Source organism: Streptomyces iranensis, assembly GCF_017874715.1.
Classification (GTDB): Bacteria; Actinomycetota; Actinomycetes; order Streptomycetales; family Streptomycetaceae; genus Streptomyces; species Streptomyces iranensis.
Map to the genome: position 1 here is coordinate 297,095 of NZ_JAGGLR010000011.1, position 15,009 is coordinate 312,103.

The 15,009-nt window shown below is 70.9% G+C and carries 17 protein-coding genes and 1 pseudogene; 7 read left to right on the top strand and 11 right to left on the bottom strand.

The window, feature by feature from the left end:
• Positions 1–21 precede the first annotated feature (21 nt).
• The 5 genes and pseudogenes from J2Z30_RS21915 (at position 22) to J2Z30_RS21935 (ending at position 2,985) form a co-directional block, all read left to right on the top strand.
• Positions 22–1,248, top strand: coding sequence for an RNA-guided endonuclease InsQ/TnpB family protein (locus tag J2Z30_RS21915; RefSeq protein ID WP_044580667.1), 1,227 nt, complete (start codon positions 22–24; stop codon positions 1,246–1,248).
• A 60-nt stretch (positions 1,249–1,308) separates the two neighbouring features.
• Positions 1,309–1,368: pseudogene (locus J2Z30_RS51735) on the top strand (hypothetical protein); the annotation flags it as partial.
• Positions 1,356–1,919, top strand: coding sequence for a hypothetical protein (locus J2Z30_RS52260; RefSeq protein WP_505011428.1), 564 nt, complete (start codon positions 1,356–1,358; stop codon positions 1,917–1,919). The pseudogene J2Z30_RS51735 and the gene J2Z30_RS52260, both read left to right, overlap by 13 nt.
• Positions 1,920–1,963: 44 nt before the next feature.
• Positions 1,964–2,323 (top strand): hypothetical protein, encoded by a 360-nt coding sequence (locus tag J2Z30_RS21930; RefSeq protein ID WP_107073464.1) that lies wholly within the window; start codon positions 1,964–1,966, stop codon positions 2,321–2,323.
• Positions 2,320–2,985, top strand: a complete 666-nt coding sequence (locus J2Z30_RS21935) for a nucleotidyl transferase AbiEii/AbiGii toxin family protein (protein WP_044566651.1) — start codon at positions 2,320–2,322, stop codon at positions 2,983–2,985. The genes J2Z30_RS21930 and J2Z30_RS21935 overlap by 4 nt, the downstream gene beginning before the upstream one ends.
• A 38-nt stretch (positions 2,986–3,023) precedes the next feature.
• Here J2Z30_RS21935 and J2Z30_RS21940 read toward each other — a convergent pair whose 3' ends face one another.
• From J2Z30_RS21940 to J2Z30_RS21975, 8 genes are read right to left on the bottom strand one after another with little or no spacing between them, the layout of a single operon-like run.
• Positions 3,024–3,662 carry a TenA family protein gene (locus J2Z30_RS21940; protein WP_044566650.1) on the bottom strand — a complete coding sequence of 213 codons (639 nt, stop codon included), beginning with the start codon at positions 3,660–3,662 and terminating at the stop codon, positions 3,024–3,026.
• A complete protein-coding gene (locus J2Z30_RS21945) occupies positions 3,647–4,393 on the bottom strand; it encodes a glutamine amidotransferase (RefSeq protein ID WP_044566648.1) in 747 nt (248 codons plus the stop codon). Before J2Z30_RS21945 ends, J2Z30_RS21940 begins: the two co-directional genes overlap by 16 nt.
• Before the next feature lie 55 nt (positions 4,394–4,448).
• Positions 4,449–5,504: a phosphotriesterase family protein gene (locus tag J2Z30_RS21950; protein WP_044566646.1), complete on the bottom strand. Its 1,056-nt coding sequence runs from the start codon at positions 5,502–5,504 to the stop codon at positions 4,449–4,451.
• Positions 5,501–6,520 carry an ABC transporter permease gene (locus tag J2Z30_RS21955; protein WP_052701102.1) on the bottom strand — a complete coding sequence of 340 codons (1,020 nt, stop codon included), beginning with the start codon at positions 6,518–6,520 and terminating at the stop codon, positions 5,501–5,503. Before J2Z30_RS21955 ends, J2Z30_RS21950 begins: the two co-directional genes overlap by 4 nt.
• A 1-nt stretch (position 6,521) precedes the next feature.
• A complete protein-coding gene (locus J2Z30_RS21960) occupies positions 6,522–7,289 on the bottom strand; it encodes an ATP-binding cassette domain-containing protein (protein ID WP_044566644.1) in 768 nt (255 codons plus the stop codon).
• The gene (locus J2Z30_RS21965) at positions 7,289–8,299 is read right to left on the bottom strand and encodes a substrate-binding domain-containing protein (protein WP_044566642.1); all 1,011 of its coding nucleotides are present in this window, start codon (positions 8,297–8,299) and stop codon (positions 7,289–7,291) included. The genes J2Z30_RS21960 and J2Z30_RS21965 overlap by 1 nt, the downstream gene beginning before the upstream one ends.
• A gap of 15 nt (positions 8,300–8,314) precedes the next feature.
• Positions 8,315–9,253 carry a carbohydrate kinase family protein gene (locus J2Z30_RS21970; protein ID WP_044566640.1) on the bottom strand — a complete coding sequence of 313 codons (939 nt, stop codon included), beginning with the start codon at positions 9,251–9,253 and terminating at the stop codon, positions 8,315–8,317.
• Positions 9,250–10,134, bottom strand: coding sequence for a BtpA/SgcQ family protein (locus tag J2Z30_RS21975; RefSeq protein WP_044566639.1), 885 nt, complete (start codon positions 10,132–10,134; stop codon positions 9,250–9,252). Before J2Z30_RS21975 ends, J2Z30_RS21970 begins: the two co-directional genes overlap by 4 nt.
• Positions 10,135–10,289: 155 nt before the next feature.
• Between J2Z30_RS21975 and J2Z30_RS21980 the strand changes: the two genes are divergently transcribed.
• Both J2Z30_RS21980 and J2Z30_RS21985 read left to right on the top strand, forming a co-directional pair.
• Positions 10,290–11,327 (top strand): LacI family DNA-binding transcriptional regulator, encoded by a 1,038-nt coding sequence (locus tag J2Z30_RS21980; protein ID WP_044566638.1) that lies wholly within the window; start codon positions 10,290–10,292, stop codon positions 11,325–11,327.
• A 32-nt stretch (positions 11,328–11,359) separates the two neighbouring features.
• Entirely contained in the window at positions 11,360–12,466 is a 1,107-nt protein-coding gene (locus tag J2Z30_RS21985; RefSeq protein WP_044566636.1) for a M20 family metallopeptidase, read from the top strand.
• Positions 12,467–12,808: 342 nt separating this feature from the next.
• Here J2Z30_RS21985 and J2Z30_RS21990 read toward each other — a convergent pair whose 3' ends face one another.
• From J2Z30_RS21990 to J2Z30_RS22000, 3 genes are all read right to left on the bottom strand, one after another.
• Positions 12,809–13,534 (bottom strand): VOC family protein, encoded by a 726-nt coding sequence (locus J2Z30_RS21990; protein WP_044566634.1) that lies wholly within the window; start codon positions 13,532–13,534, stop codon positions 12,809–12,811.
• Positions 13,535–13,638: 104 nt separating this feature from the next.
• Positions 13,639–13,818: a hypothetical protein gene (locus tag J2Z30_RS21995; RefSeq protein ID WP_044566630.1), complete on the bottom strand. Its 180-nt coding sequence runs from the start codon at positions 13,816–13,818 to the stop codon at positions 13,639–13,641.
• Between the two features lie 221 nt (positions 13,819–14,039).
• Positions 14,040–14,969, bottom strand: coding sequence for an NADP-dependent oxidoreductase (locus tag J2Z30_RS22000; RefSeq protein WP_044566629.1), 930 nt, complete (start codon positions 14,967–14,969; stop codon positions 14,040–14,042).
• Positions 14,970–15,009 lie beyond the last annotated feature (40 nt).

The following is a 15,009-nucleotide window of genomic DNA, read 5'->3' on the forward strand; positions in this document are numbered from 1 at the left end:
CATGTATGTATGGTGATCGCTATGCAGCTCAGGTATGGGTTCCGTCTGTACCCGAACGCCGGTCAGCGTGCTGCGCTGGCAAGGGCGTTCGGGTGTGCGCGGGTGGTCTTCAACGACGCGTTGCGCGTCCGTGAGGACGCCCGCGCCGTCGGGCTGCCGTTCGTCACTGCCGGTGAGCTGTCGAAGCGGCTCACAGCGTCGAAGAAGACCCCGGTGCGAGGCATGGATGACCGAGGTGTCTCGGTGATCCTCCAGCAGTCCCTGCGGGACCTGGACATCGCGTACCGGAACTTCTTCGACGGCCTCAAGGGCAAGCGCCCCAAGATGGGGCCGCCCCGCTTCAAGAGCCGGAAGGACACCCGGCAGGCAATCAGGTTCACCGCGAACGCCGGATGGAAGATCACCCCCGCTGGCAAGCTGCGCCTTCCCAAGGTCGGCGATGTGCCCGTGAAGTGGTCGCGTATGTTGCCGTCCATCCCGTCCACCGTGACCGTGATCAAGGACAGCGCGGGTCGTTACTTCGCCTCGTTCGTCGTGGAGACCGGCTGCGAGGAAGTCCTGCCGCCAGTCACACCCGAGGTCGGCATAGACCTCGGACTGGGGCACTTCGCCGTTCTCTCGGACGGCCGGAAGATCGACAGTCCGCGCTTCCTGCGCCGGGCTGAGAAGCAGCTCAAGAAGGCTCAGCGCTCCCTCTCCCGTAAGGAGAAGGGGAGCGCCAACCGAGACAAGGCCCGGCTTCGTGTCGCCCGCGCTCACGCGACGGTGGCCGATGCGCGCCGCGAGTTCCACCACCAGCTCTCCACCAAGCTGATCCGCGAAAACCAAGCCATCGCGGTGGAAGATCTGGCGGTCAAGGGACTCGCCCGCACACGCCTGGCCAAGTCTGTGCACGACGCCGGATGGTCGCAGTTCGTGACCATGCTCGAATACAAGGCCAGCCGGTACGGGCGTACCTTCGTGCGCATCGGCCGATTCGAGCCGACCTCTCAGGTTTGCTCGGCCTGTGGCATCAAGGACGGCCCCAAGCCCCTGCACGTCCGCGTATGGATGTGCCAGTTGTGCGGGACCGTCCTGGACCGAGACATCAATGCGGCGGTCAACGTCGCCAAGGCGGCCGGACTGGCCGTGTCAGCCCGCGGAGCGCAGGTAAGACCGGTATCCGTACCGGCACAGCGCGTTGAAGCAGGAACCCACCCGAAGTCGCGCCCGACAACCGCGCGGCAGGCGGGAATCGCCCTCCTTTAGGCGGGTGAGGATGTCAATCCCCGCCCAACAACCTGCTGGTCCCCGGGGCTTCCCCGGGTGATGGGCGACGGATGGGAAACCCGCCGACGCCGCGGTGGCGGCAACGACTGGGTGATCGTCGAACTCGCCGCGGGCACGGACACCTCACCCAAGCGGCGCTCGACACCTCGTACTTCATCGGAAACTCCCCGGGGTCGGCACGGCTGCGGGGCATCGACGCCACGGTGGCGGACCCGGACGATCCCGGGGCCTGGTCCGACCTGCTGCCGCGCACCCGGCTGCAGCGGGACACCCGGCACCGCTTCCGTATCGGCGCCTCCCGCCCCGTCAGCCGCGTTAGGCTCGACATCTATCCCGACGGTGGCCTGGCGCGGCTCCGGCTGTTCGGCGAGCCCACCCCCGCCGGCCTCGCCACGCTCGGGCTGCGTCTGCGGCCGGTTGTCCCTGGATCCGGCCTCCCTGAAAGCCGTCGGCATCCAGCGGGCCTACGCTCTGACCGAACTGGAGCCCGACGTCCCCCGCTGCCTCGCACAGGCGGGGCCCCTGCTGGAGCGGGTGGCGGCGCGCATGGCGAGGGACTTCCTGCCCGTCTGAAGCCGACGCGGCCACGTCGTGGCGCATCCCGCGCCAGGTCGGGCATGGCCACCGATCGGCGTCCTCGCCGGGTGTGAGGCCCGGGAGGGCCTGCGTCATTCATACTGGTCGCATGTCCGCCATGCCTGCCGCCGAGCCGTCACCGCCCGCCGCCGAGGTGCTGCGCCAGCGCTACGCGCGAAGGCTCCCCGACGTGCTCGGCCGGCTGGCCGGGCCGACCCACGGCTCCGTCCAGCTGCCGCTGCATGTGGCGTGGTCGGGACTGACACGGTTCGATCTGGACCGACCGCGGTCGAGGATGAGCATGTACCGCACGGTGCTCGCCGAAGGGCAGCACGATGACCTGATCGCCCTGCTGAACCGGGATCTCCTCATCGCCCAGTGGCCCGTCCTGCGCACGCTGATCAGCCGGGCCATCCGCGACGTGTGGGAGGAGGCTTTCCCCGAACTGGCTTCGGCCCGTCCGGGAGCCGCGGCGTGAACCTCAGCGAGCTCCACCGCAGGCTCCTCTCCGACGTCCTGGCCATCGGCTCTCCCTACCCCCTGGTCATCACCGGCGGGTACGCCGTCCAGGCGCACGGCCTGGTCGACCGGCTCAGCCAGGACCTCGACGTAGCCACGGAGAACCCCGCACCCATGGCGGAGATCACCCGCTCCCTCATCGCCGGACTGGCCGACCGCGGCTGGCAGGTGAGAGAGGTGGGCGTGGACCCGCTCTCCGGCCGCCTCGTGGTCACGGATCCCGCCAGCGGTGAGCAGTGCGAGGTCGACATCCTCAAAGAGGCGTTCTGGCGCCCACCCACGGCGACCGAGTACGGACCCGTCCTCGCCCTGGACGACGTCATCGGCACGAAGGTGCGCGCGCTGGCCGACCGCGGCGCCGTGCGTGACCTCATCGACGTCCACGCAGCTTCCCGCCTCCACACCACCGCGGATCTGGAGCGACTCGGCCGCCGCCACGCCCGCGACGAGTTCTGTCTCGAGGATCTCCAGGCGCGTCTGGCGGGTGCGGAGTGGTACGAGGACGAGGAATTCATCGCCTACGGCCTTACCGAGGCGGACACGGACACCCTGCGAGCCTGGGCTCGGGACTGGGCCGACGACCTTACCCAGCGGCTGCACGAGGAGCCCACGGACGACTGATCGGCCTTGTCCGGGGACTCGGCCCCGCCGGGGACCGGTCACCCGAAGACCGCGTCGTGGAACGCGATTTCCGCCTCCAGCATGCCGGTGAACCAGCGGGTCAGCCGCTCCTGGGGGATGTCGTCCGGCAGGGCGTCGACCTCCGCCGCGAGAGCCCGTACCCCGTCCCGGAACGCCTGGTCGGCGTGGAGCGCCACCCAGGCGCTCATCGCGCCGTCGGGGACGGCGCCGTGCTCATGTGCCCGGGTGCACCAGGTGAGGTAGAGCCTCTCCGCGGCGAACAGCATGGTCATCACCGCCGGGTAGCCGCCTTCGCGCGCCACGTCGAGCGCGTACCGCGACAGCACCTCGGCCCGCCGGGCGGCGTCCGGCCGGGCGGGGACGGGCCAGGCGGCGCGGGTTTCGCGGAAGTAGTCCGCCTGGGTGGTGGTCAGCGCGTGGACCGCACGGGCGTTGCGCTCCAGCGCCGTCCGGCCGGGGGCGCCCCACACGGCCAGTCCGTGCAGCCGGGTGGCCGTCTCCACGAACGCGGCCTCGATCTCCAGGTAGTCGGCGTAGTCGGCGTCGCTGATCGTGCCGGCCGTGACCTCGGTGACGAAGCGCATGCGCAGCGCCTGTTCCATGACCGGTGCGGCGGCCTTCAGGAGCCGCTCGGACCGGCTCACCGGGAGAGCCATTCGACGAGGCCGCCGAAGACCCGGGCGTAGCCGTCCCACTGCTCGCAGAACGCCGCGGGCGCCCAGTGCGGGGAGCAGTCGGAGGTGAAGACGGCCGAGCGTCCCGCGCCGTATTCCGCCACCGCCACCAGGGGGTCGCCGCCCAGGGTGGCCAGGACGTCGGCCCCCGGCCGTGGCCGGACGCGGTTGTAGCCGAGCAGCGGCGGCCATTCGCCGGTCACCCCGCCGAGGGCGGGATGGCCGGTACCGACGGCCGACGGGCGGCCACCCGCGGGGAGTTCGACGCGGTCGTCCTCGGGCAGCAGCTCGACCGGCAGCACCTCGTGCAGCGCGGTGTTGCGGTAGGCGGCCTTGCCCTCGAAGCCGGTGAAGGAGAGATAGCCGCCGACCATCAGCAGCCCGCCGCCGTCGCCGACCCATCCGCGCAGTGCGTCGATCCGGTCGGCCCCCGGCGTGCCCCGCTCGAACACCTCGGGGGAGAGCTGGAGGGAGTTCGCCCCGATGTCGGAGAGGATGACGACGTCGTAGCCGGCGAGCGCCTCGGCATCGCCCGGGAACTGCCCGGGTACCAGATGCGCGGGCAGGTGCGTGACCTCGTGCCCGCGGCCCTCCAGCGCCCGGCGCAACGGCTCGACTCCGGTCACATAGGTACTGGTGGTGAACGAGTCGACCCCCTTGATGTGTGTGGACTGGGAGATCCAGCTCTCACCGGCTATCAGGACGCGGCTCACAGGGTGCTCCTTCGTAACGGGGATGGGGCGAAACGCCGGGACGGTGGTCAGGACGTCAGGACGCGGCGGCGTGCTCGAAGAGCCGGGCCGGGTTGGTGTGCAGCAGGCCCGCGGCGGTCCGCCGGGGCACGCTGTGCTCGACGAGCCGGGAGAGGAACAGCTCCGGCACATAGCGGAAGCCGTTGCCGCCGTAGGCGGTGAGCATGCTCTTGAGGAACACGTCGTGGCTGAGCAGCAGCCGGTCGCCGTGTCCGCGGGCGATGAGCCCGGCGATCGCGTGCGCCGTTTCGTGGGGTGCCGGGGACTGCCCCTCGCCGGGGTAGCGGAACGGCATGCCGATCATGTCGAATTCGAGCCAGACGCCGCGGTCGGCCACCGACCGCTGATAGTCCGGGTCGGCGTGCGAGGGGTCCATATGGCACAGCACCACGGCGGCCGGCGCCACCCCGTACTCGCCCAGTACCAGGTCGAGGACTTCGTGGGCGCGGCGCTGCCAGCCGGGCAGATGGACGTAGAGCGGGACACCGGTCTCGCGCTGGGTGCGCGCGGCGGCGCGCAGCGCGGTGTGCTCCCCCTCGGTGAACCGCGGGGAGACCCCGATCTCGCCGATGACGCCCGGCCGGATCCCGGTGCCGTCGGCTCCCTCGGTGAACTCGGCCAGCAACGCGACGGCGAGGCCGCGCTCGTCCGCCGGCGACAGTGGCCGGGGATGGTAGGGCTCCAGATACCAGCCGCTGCCCATGACCACACGTACGCCGCTGTCCTCGGAGAACGCGCGCAGCGCCGCCGGGTCGCGGCCCAGTCCGCCCGGGGTGACGTCGACGATCGTGCCGCCCCCGGCGGCGGCGAACGCGCGCAGGTCGGCCAGCATCCCTTCGGTGTCGTCGAGCACACAGTGGTCGAGGCAGGCGTAGGGCTGCTCGCGCAGCAGCCAGGCCAGTTCGGGTGTGGTGCGGGCGTCGCGCAGCTGGCCGAGCCGGGGGTCGGCCGGGGTGGTGACGGCCTTGCGGACGTCGTTGCGCAGATGCTCATGGGTGAGGGTGAGGCCGAGCCCGGTGCTGGGCACGGGCCCGGTCACCGTGGTCACGGTGCTGGGGGAGGGGCCGCTCATGAGCGGCCCGTCAGATGGGTGAACAGGTCGGCCATCGCCCGGCCGCGCAGGTTGAGCCAGATCGCGGCGAGCAGCACCAGTCCGGTGACGATGGGGGTGAGGAACGGGCTCACGCCGAGCAGGTTGAGGCCGTTGGCGATGACTCCGGTGATGAGGGCGCCGATGACGGTGCCGAGCACGGTGCCCCGGCCGCCGAACAGATTGGTGCCGCCGAGCACGACCGCGGCGATCACGGTGAGCTCGAAACCCTGTCCGGAGTTGGCGGAGCCGGACCCCAGCCGGGCCGCGGTGAGCAGCCCGGCGATTCCGGCGGCCACTCCGGTCAGCATCAAGGTGATCATCTTGATCCGGGCGGTGTTCACCCCGGCCCGCCGCACGGACTCCTCCTGGGAGCCGATCCCGTTGACGTAGGAGCCGAACGGCAGCTTCGACAGCAGGACCGCACCTACGGCGACCGTGGCCAGGGCGATCCAGGCCAGTGCGGACAGTCCGAGGAAGGAGGCGTCGCCGAGCTTGGCCACGAAGAGCCGGGCGTCGATGGGGACGGAGAACCCCTTGGTCCACAGCTGTGCCAGACCGCGGACGACCGACATGGTGGCGAGGGTGACGATGAACGGGGGGATCTTCTGATACGCCGACAGCCATCCGTTGACGGCACCCCAGAAGAGCCCGGCGAGCAGCGCCACGACGATCACCACGGAGGAGTCCCAGCCGGCCTGCAGCATCTCGGCGGCGCAGGTGGCGGTGAACGCGAGGATCGATCCCACGGACAGGTCGATCTGACCGGTGCTGATCACGAAGGTCATGGCGACCGCCACGATCAGGGTGATCGCCACCTGGGTGGCCAGGTTGGACAGGTTGTTGAAGGTCAGGAAGTTGGGGGCGGCGATGCCGAAGCCGAGGAAGAGCGCGACTCCCACGCCGAGCATGGCCAGGGTGGCCTTGTTGGCGCGCTGCCAGCGGCCCGGGGGCCGGCCCAGTACGGCGGTGGGGCGCGTCGCGGTGTCGGCGCTCATATCAGGCCACCTCCTCGGTGCCGGGCCCGCCGTTCGTGGCGCCGGATCGGGTGATCATGGCGACGAGCCGTTCGATGTCGAGATCGGAGATCGGGGCGTCCTCGACGCTGCGTCCCTCGTACATCACGGTGATCCGGTCGCAGACCTCGAACAGGTCCTGCAGCCGGTGGGTGATCAGGATGACGCCGACGCCCTGGGCGGCGACGTCGCGGATCATCTTCAGCACCTGCCGGACCTCGGCGACGGCGAGGGCGGCGGTGGGCTCGTCCAGGATCAGCACGCGCGGGCGGAACGACACCGCACGGGCGATCGCCACGGCCTGCCGCTGCCCTCCGGACAGCTCGCCGATCTCCTGGTAGGTGGACTTCACCCGGACGTGCAGCTCGGAGAGGGTTTCGGCCGCTCGGGCGTGCATCGTCGCGCGGTCGATGAAGGGGCCCCTGCGCGGTTCACGGCCGAGGAACAGATTGCTGGCCACATCGAGGGTGTCGCACAGAGCGAGGTCCTGGTAGACGATGCCGACCCGCTCGCGGCGGGCGTCGGCGGGGCTGGTGAAGCGGACGTCGCGGCCGTCGATGGAGATCTGCCCGCTGTCGTGCTGGACCGCACCGGCCAGGACCTTCATCAGGGTCGACTTCCCGGCGCCGTTGTCGCCGACCAGGCCGAGCACCTCGCCCGGGGCCAGGGTCAGGTCGACGCCGCGCAGCGAGCGGACGGCGCCGAACGATTTGGTGATTCCTCGCAGGGAGACCAGCGCGCTCTCGCCCATCACTTCTCCAGGTAGTAGAGGTAGTCCTTGACGTTGTCCGGTGTCACCAGCTGGGTGGGGACGGGCACCTGCCGGCGGGTGGTGCGGCCGCAGGCCAGGTCGATCGCGGAATTCATGGCCTCGTAGCCGAACCGGAAGGTGTTCTGCTGCAGCACACCGGTGATCCAGCCGGCCCGCAGCCCGTCGACGGCCTGGCTGGACAGGTCCCATCCGACGACCTTGAGGTCCTTGGTGCGGTGCTGGCTGACCACGGCGGCGGCCAGGCCGATCAGGGCGGGCTCGCCGGTGGCGTAGGCGTACTTCAGCCCGGGGTCGCGGGTGAGCAGGTTCTCGGCGGCGGTCTGGGCGTTCTCCTGGATGTTGCGGCCGTCGACCACGTTCTGGATCTTCATGCCCTTGGCGGTGACGGTGTTGGTGAATCCTTTCTGCCGCTCGTTCTGGATGGTGCTGTTGAGCGCGCCGACGACGCCGATCCCACCGCGGTTGCCGGCCGTCTTCAGCAGGGCCTCGCCGATCCGCCGGCCGCCTTCCGCGTTGCCGACGCCGACCTGGGCGGAGACCGCGGGGTCGTCGACGGTGGCGTCCACGGCGACGACCGGCACGCCCGCCGCCTTGGCCCGGCGGATGGCGGGCTTGATGCCCTCGGTGTCGACCGCGTCCACGATGACGGCGTCGTAGTGGTTGGCCACCAGGTCGTCGATGGCGTTGGACTGGGTGGCGGAGTCGTCGTTGCCGTTGACGATCTGGGTTTTGACCCCGGCCTTGCGGGCCACGGTCCGGGCGCCGGTGTTGATCTGGTTGAAGAACAGCGCCTGGAGGTTGATGGGCACGATACCGATCTTCGGAGCGTGGCCGCGGACGGTACAGGACCGGGCGACCTCCGCGGGCGGCGGCGGGCCCTGCTCGGTGGACTTCTTCTCGGCCGCCATCTCGCGGCGGGCCTGGGTGTCGCAGCCGACGGTCGTCAGCAGCAGGCCCAGCGCGACCACGGCCGTCACTTTCTGGCGCATCTGCTTCTCCTTGTCCTACCTGGTGCGGGTCGGCTCCGGGGTTCCGGGGGTGGGATGGGCCGCGAGCCAGGAGTCGATGGCCCGCCGGTCGGGCAGCCCGTCACGGGCGCCGGGCCGGGTACAGGACAGACCGGCGGCGACGGCGGCGAAGCGCGCCGCCTCCAGCGGGGACCGGCCCCGGTCCAGTTCGGCGCAGTATGCGCCGGTGAAGCAGTCTCCGGCCCCGGTGGCGTCGACCGTGTCCACCTCGATCGCCGGACCGTCGTGGCGTTCACCGGCCGGGGTCAGCAGGGTCCAGCCGCGCGAACCGTCGGTCACGACCAGATGGACGTCCATGTCGGCGGCGGCCCGGACCAGGGCCGGTTCTCCGCCCAGCAGCGCGACGGCCAGCGGCCGGCCGACGACGGCGTGATCGGCCGCGGACAGCGCGGTGCGCATCGCCTCCGCCCGGTCGCAGCCGTCGAGGTCCACCACCAGGCCCGGTCCGGGCGTCCCGGGCGGGGCGTCGGCGGCGGCCTCGGCCAGCGCGGCGGCGGCCTCGGGGAAGCGGTAGCCGTCGAGGTAGAGCCAGTCCGCCCCGGCCTCGCGCGCGGCCCGTACCGTACGGATGATGTGCCGGGCGTCCAGCTCGTCGTCCTGGCTGATCACGGCGCGTTCGCCGTCCGGGGTGAGCAGCACGACGGCGGTGGTGAGGGTACCGGTGCGGGCGGTCCAGTCGGTGCGGACCCCGTCGGCGGCGAGTGCGGCGAGGAACGCCGTGCTCCGCGGCTCCGGTCCGACCACACCGGCGAACCACGCGTCGGCCCCGGTCCGGGCCGCGGCCGCCGAGGCGTTGGCGGCCATCCCGCCGTGGCCGTGGCGGATGGCGGTCGCCTGCACGCGGTCACCGGGAGCGGGCAGCGCCGGCACACCGACGGTCAGGTCGATGTTGGCGTACCCGCAGAAGACGATCACGGGAGCACCACTCCGGCCTTGGCCGCCGCGGTGGTCAGCTCGCGGACCTTGGCCCGGTCGGCCCGGCCCCACCAGCGGCCGTTGTCCTTCACCGAGGACGCGACGATCACCCCGTCGCAGGCGGGCAGCAGGCCGCCGATGTTGGCAGCGGTGATACCGGAGCCGATCACCACCGGCAGGGTGGTGTGGGCGGAGATGCCCTCGACCTCCTCCAGTGAGGCGGCGTCCCCGGTCCGGGAGCCGGTGGCGATCAGCACATCGGCGCCGAAGAACTCGGCGTCCTCGGTCTGTTCGGCCAGTGTGCGGTCGGCGACGATGGCGTGCGAGCCGTGCTTGACGTGCACATCGGCGAAGACCTTGACCGGGCCGGCGCCGATCCGGCTGCGATAGCGGCTGGCGTGTGCCGACTGGCCCTCGATGATGCCCTCGTTGGCGACATAGGCGTTGGCCCACTGGTTGACCCGTACGAATCCGCCGCCGCCGGACCAGGCGGAGGCGATGGAGCACTCGGCGGCGTTGGACAGCACGCTGACCCCGAGCCTGCCGCCGGCGCCCTCCAGCACGGCGTGCCGCACCCGGTCGGTCACCACGGCCATCGCCGCCGATGTCTCATAACCGTGTTCGCCCGGTTTGAGGAACGGGATGTCCCAGTGGTTCTCCACGATCAGCCCGTGGCAGCCGCCCTCCAGATAGGCCCGCGCCTCCTCGACCGCGAAGGCGCAGATCTCGTCCAGCGGGGCGCCCTCGTAATGCGGGCTGCCGGGCAGCGGCGGCAGGTGCACCACGCCGATGACGACCTTCGGGGTGCCGAACAGCTCCTTGACCGCGTTCGGCCGGGGCGGGAACACCCCAAGGCCGCTCGTGCTCCCGGACGTCGTCATCGCGCCACCTCAATGCAATCGATTACAGTCGAGTTGCGGAGGACCGTAGGCAGGGGTCAGCTGCCGTGTCAAGGCTCTATGCTGATTCAACGCGTCAGGTCACATCGGTGTTGGAGCCAGGTGACCGCCATGTTTCCCGGCAGGAAGGTAATCGATTGCAACGGGTCACGATCGCTCAGGTCGCCGAGCGGGCCGGTGTCTCCACCGCCACCGTGTCGCGGGTGCTCTCCCGCCGGGGCCAGGTCTCGGCCGCGGTCGAACGCAAGGTCCGCCGCGCCGCCGACGACCTGGGATACCAGGTCAATGTCATCGCCAGGGCACTGCGCAACAGTCGTACCGACACCGTGGGGATGGTCGTGCCCAGCATCACCAACCCGTTCTTCACCTCCCTGGTGGAGAGCGTGGAACACGCCCTGGGGAAGGAGGGCAAGGAACTGTTCCTGTGCGACGCGCGCTCCGACCCGCGGATCGAGGCGCGCCGGCTGGCCTCGCTCGCCGCGCGCAACGTCGACGGCATCATCGTCAGCCCGAGCCATGGCGTCGACAGCCGGCCCGCCGTGCAGCAGACCGCGGACCGGCTGCCGCTCGTCCAGCTCGACCGGTTCGTCGACGGCACCACCACCGACTGGGTGGGCGTCGACGACGTCGCCGCGATGCGGCAGGTCATGGACCACCTCCACGACGGCGGGGCACGGTCGGCGGCCTTCATCGGCTCGCTGATGACCCACTCCTCCACGGAGCAGCGGTTCGCCGGGTTCCGGCGGCGCGCCGAGGAGCTGAACATCGAGGTCAAGCCGGACCAGGTGCTGCTCGGGGACTACAGCGTGGAGTGGGGCGAGGCAGCCGTGGCCCGGCTGATCGCGGAGGGCGGCCTGCCGGACGCGCTCGTATGCGCCGACGACCTGATCGCGCTCGGGGCCACCCGCGCGTGCCGGGCCCACGGTTTCGTGGTGCCCCAGCAGGTGCAGGTGACCGGCTACGACGACATCGAGTTCTCCCGGCTGGCCGAACCGGCCCTGACCACGGTCCATCAGCCCCGCGACCGGATCGCCGCGGAGGCGGTACGGCTGCTGGCCGCGGCGAGCCTGGCCAAGGACGCCGAGCGCGGTCCGCACGCGCGGATCTCACTCGTGCCGACCCTGGTCGTGCGCGACAGCACCCGGGCCACGCAAACGCCCCCGGACCGCATATGACGGCGACTCACCACAACCCGAGGAGGACCCCGATGGACGACGCGGACACCTGGCGCGGTGCGACGGACCTCGCGCGGCGGCTGGTGCGGATCGACACCCGGGGCGGCCGGGAGGCACCGGCCGCCGCACTGGTGGCGGACCGGCTGGACGGCGCGGGGTTCGACGTCCGGGTCGAGGAGCCGATACCCGGCCGGGCCAACGTCATCGCCCGGTTCGGGCCCGCGGTCCCACGGATGCCGGTCACCTTCACCGGACACCTGGACACCGTGCCCGCCGACCCGTCGGGCTGGTCGTTCGACCCGATGAGCGGGGAGCTGCGCGACGGCCGGCTGCTCGGCCGCGGCAGCAGCGATATGAAAGCGGGCGTGGCCTGCCAGGTCGAGGCGGCGATACGGGCCGTCCGGGAAAGCCCGCGGGACACCGCCGTACAGCTGATCTTCACCTTCGGCGAGGAGACCGGCTGCCATGGGGCCGAGGAGATCGACGCGGCGTCGCTCACCCCCACCGACCTGCTCATCGTGGCCGAGCCGACCGGCAACCGGACCGTCCTCGGCCACAAGGGCGTGCTGTGGCTCGCCGCGACGGCCCGTGGGGTCTCCGCGCACGGTTCCCGCCCGGAGCTGGGCCGTAACGCGATCGCCGCGCTCGCCGCCGCGGCGAGCAGGATCCACGGGCACCGTGACTGGCCGGTGAGCCCGACCCACGGCCCGGCCACGGTCAACATCGGCACGTTCCACGCGGGCGAGCAGCCCAACCTGGTGCCGGACCACGCCGAGATGCGGCTGGACGTGCGCACCGTTCCCGGCTTCGGACGGGACGAGGCGGTCGCGGAGATCGCCCGGCTGTGCGGCGACGGCATCGCCCTCGAACAGCTGCTGGACCTGCCCGGCGTCGCCACCGACCCGTCGGCTGCCGCCGCCGCGCGGGAGATCCTGGCCCCCGGCTCCTCGGCCCGCCCGGCCGAGTACGCGACCTACTTCACCGACGCCTCGGTGCTGACCGGCCGGCTCGGCGATCCGGCGGTGGTGGTGTACGGACCGGGTGACCCGGAACAGGCCCATGTCACCGATGAATCCTGCTCGCTGGCCGCCATGACCGAGTCCGCGGAGGCCATGCACCGGCTGCTGCGGCGCCGGTAGTCCGACGCGCGCGGTGCTGTCCCGGGCCCGGGTCCGGAGACCGTCCCGACAGGTGCCGTGCGCTATACCCCGATCTTGTCGCGGTCGCCCGAACTCCAGGTAGCCGAACGCGCGTTGGTGGTCCAAGGAAAGACGCCCCGCTTCCCGCGGGGAGATGCGGGTGCAAGGTCTGCCCGGCGCTCAGAAGGCGAGCCCATCCCGCTTACGGGGTGGGCTCGTACGGTTTCACGGCGACGAGCGGGGCAAGGTCCACCGCGAAGCGCTGCCGGACTCAGAGGTGAGTACCACCGCCCGGCCCAACTTCTCGAACACGGTCCGTCATGACCGAAGTCCGTTGCCGCGCTACCTGGGCGTCAGCACGCAGAACTCGTTGCCGTCGGGATCAGCCATCGCCACCCGGCCGCCGGCCTCGCCCTGGCCGGTGTCGCTTCGAGTCGCCCCCAGGGAGAGCAGGCGCTCGACCTCTGCCTGCAGGTCAGCGTGGGCAGGTGGGGCGAGGTCAAAATGCAGCCGGTTTTCGCCCTTCTTCGGCGCTACCGGCGGACCGCCCCATGTGAACTTCGGACCGCCGTGCGGCGAGCGGATCGCGGTCTCCTGGTCCTGATCCCAGACCAACGGCCACCCCAGCGCTTCGCTCCAGAAGTACCCGACCGCCTGCGAACCATCGCAGGCCAGCGCTCCGATGAAGCCGCAGTCGGCAAGGAATTCGTTGCCCGGCTCGATGACGCAGAACTCGTTGCCCTCAGGGTCGGCCAGTACCACGTGCCCGTCCTCCGGGCGTTGGCCGACGTCGATGTGGCGTCCGCCGAGCGCCAGCGCCCTGGCCACCGTCTGCTGCTGGTCCTCCAGGGACGCACTCGTCAGATCGAAGTGCATCCGGTTCTGTCCCACCTTCTGCTTCTGGCTCGGAACAACACGGATTCGGAACCCGGTGTCATCACTGGGCAACAGCGCGATGCCACCGTGGGGATCGTCGGCTGGCTCCCAACCCAGAACCCCGGACCAGAACTGCGCCAGACGCAGCGGTTGGCTCGCGCCGAAGCAGACCGCGAACACTTGAGAAGTCATGGCCCCGTGCATCTCCGATCCACTGACCGACCACTGTCGGCAAGGCACTTCGGCCCCGTGAGCGGAAGCCTAAGGGGAGGCGGGGGCCACCCGCAGTCGAGTTTTCACGCCGCCACAGCGAGCAGCGGGGCATGCAACATCGCGACCACGACCAGATCGCCGCGCGCGCACGGCTCTTGCCTGAAGCCGAGCGATTGTTCAACGAATGCGTCGGCGGCGTCGAAGACGCCCCGGTCGCACGCTTCGACCTCGACCCCGCCAGCGAGAACTGCCGAATACGCCAAATGAGATGTCCTCGATGTAGTGGCAGATCGCGGCCTTGGAGATGCCAACCTATGCCGCCACGTCCTTGAGCCGACCGCGGATATCCCTCGCTGCGTGAAGAGTCGGGCCGCTGCGTCGCGGATCTCTCGTCTCATCAACGCTTGCCGGGTTCGCCCCAGGCGCGGGAGGTGACCAGCCGTTCATCAGTGGGGCCTCGCTCGCACGAGGCCCCACGACGGGATCAGACGGTGAGGACGAGCTTGCCCTGGAGGTGACCGCCGTCGAGCAGCCGGTGCGCGTCGGCGACGCGCTCGAACGGGAACGTCTCCTGCACGTGAACCCGGAGCCTGCCCTGTTCGACGAGTTCGACGAGACCTCGCAGGGCGACCGGATCGGGGTCGACCGCGATACCGCTGAAGCGCATGCCGGCCGCCTCGTACTTGGCGATGAGCTCCGAATCCTCCTCGGCGACCGCCGTCACCAGGTGACCGCCTGGGCGGAGCACTCCGAGCGACCGCTCGACGGTGTCGCCGCCGATCGTGTCGAGCACGACGTCGATGTCGCGGACCGACTCGGTGAAGTCGACCGCCGTGTAGTCGATCACCTCGTCGGCGCCGAACCCCTCGACGAACTTCCGCTTGCTCCCGCCGGCGGTCGCGATCACGTGCGCGCCGAGCGCTTTCGCGATCTGGACCGCGACATGGCCGACCCCGCCACCACCGCCGTGGACCAGGACGCGATCGCCCTCGGTCACGCCGCCGAGGTCGACGAGGCCCTGCCACGCCGTAAGCCCGACGACCGGCAGCGCCGATGCCTCGACGTGCGAGAGCGACGCCGGCTTGGGTGCCAGATGCAACGCCGGCGCCGACACGACCTCGGCGTACGCGCTCGCCGCCCGTGGGAACAGCGGCATCCCGAACACCTCGTCGCCGGGCCTGAACCGCCACGTCTGCGGCGCCTCCTCGACCACGCCGCTGATGTCCCAGCCGAGGATGAACGGCGGCCGGCCGATCAGCGGGAACTCGCCGGCGCGCAGACGCGCCTCCAGCGGGTTCAGCCCGATCGCCTTGACGCGGACCAGAACCTCGGTCGGGAGGGGCTGGGGCTCGGGCGCGTCCACGATGGTGAGCACGTCGGGACCGCCGAGCGTCTGCTGGCTGATGACTCGCATGACTCTCCTGGCTTTGGAGGGGGAGAGAACCCAGGCTAGG